The sequence below is a fragment of the Micromonospora sp. AMSO31t genome (genome assembly GCF_008868175.1).
GTDB lineage: Bacteria > Actinomycetota > Actinomycetes > Mycobacteriales > Micromonosporaceae > Micromonospora.
The window spans coordinates 1-428 of record NZ_WBKT01000358.1; the positions used below are offsets into that span (position 1 = coordinate 1).

General features: G+C 65.4%; 1 protein-coding gene. It reads right to left on the minus strand.

Features of this window, described 5'->3' with window-relative positions; all coding sequences use genetic code 11:
• On the minus strand, window positions 1-373 hold a 373-nt coding region (locus F8274_RS30925; RefSeq protein ID WP_305070078.1), incomplete at its 3' end, for an FAD-linked oxidase C-terminal domain-containing protein.
• Window positions 374-428 lie beyond the last annotated feature (55 nt).

The following is a 428-nucleotide window of genomic DNA, read 5'->3' on the forward strand; positions in this document are numbered from 1 at the left end:
AGGCCGACAAGGTCGGAAACACCTTGCCGGGATTGAGCTGACCGCCCGGATCCCACGCGCATTTCAGGCGATGCTGCTGCTCCAGGTCGGCATCGGCGAACATCACCGGCATCAGGTCGCGCTTTTCGACGCCGACGCCGTGCTCGCCGGTCAATACCCCGCCGACCTCGACGCAGAGCCGCAGGATATCGGCGCCGAATGACTCGGCGCGTTCCAGCTCGCCGCGCTTCATCACGTCGAAGATGATCAGCGGATGCAGGTTGCCATCGCCGGCGTGGAACACATTACAGAAGCCGAGATCGTATTTCTTCGACATGTCGGCCATCTTGGCCAGCACGCGCGGCAGGGCACGGCGCGGGATGGTGCCGTCCATGCACAGCATGTCGGGCGCGAGCCGCCCCATCGCGGGAAACGCCGCCTTTCGCCCC